Here is a 279-nt window from a genome sequence, read left to right as displayed (position 1 = left end):
GAATGGAAAGCGGCGTACATCCTGAACAAGCAAGAGTTGCCCAAGGAGCCGCCCACGCTCAACGAGGTGGTGCGGCTGATTGCCAGGCTGGGGGGCTTTCTTGCGCGAAAGTGCGATGGTGAGCCCGGAGTCAAGACCATCTGGCTGGGAATGCAGCGCATTCTTGACTTTGCCGCTGGCATCAGGTTCTGTCGCGAGCTTCAGGCTCGGGGGAGCTGTGTATAACGAAATGGGTTAACACGTGCCGCCGGGTTTTACGCCAGATGGCTGGCGGCCATG

Annotated in this window: 1 protein-coding gene; it reads left to right on the top strand. The window is 59.5% G+C overall.

Annotated features, from left to right (window positions below):
* On the top strand, nt 1–225 hold a 225-nt coding region (locus VTU_RS28365), incomplete at its 5' end, for an IS4 family transposase (RefSeq protein ID WP_010107067.1).
* Between the last annotated feature and the right edge of the window lie 54 nt (nt 226–279).

Origin of the sequence: Verminephrobacter aporrectodeae subsp. tuberculatae At4 (assembly GCF_000193225.1) — a bacterium.
GTDB lineage: Bacteria > Pseudomonadota > Gammaproteobacteria > Burkholderiales > Burkholderiaceae_C > Acidovorax > Acidovorax aporrectodeae.
This window is presented reverse-complemented; position numbering and strand designations above follow the sequence as displayed.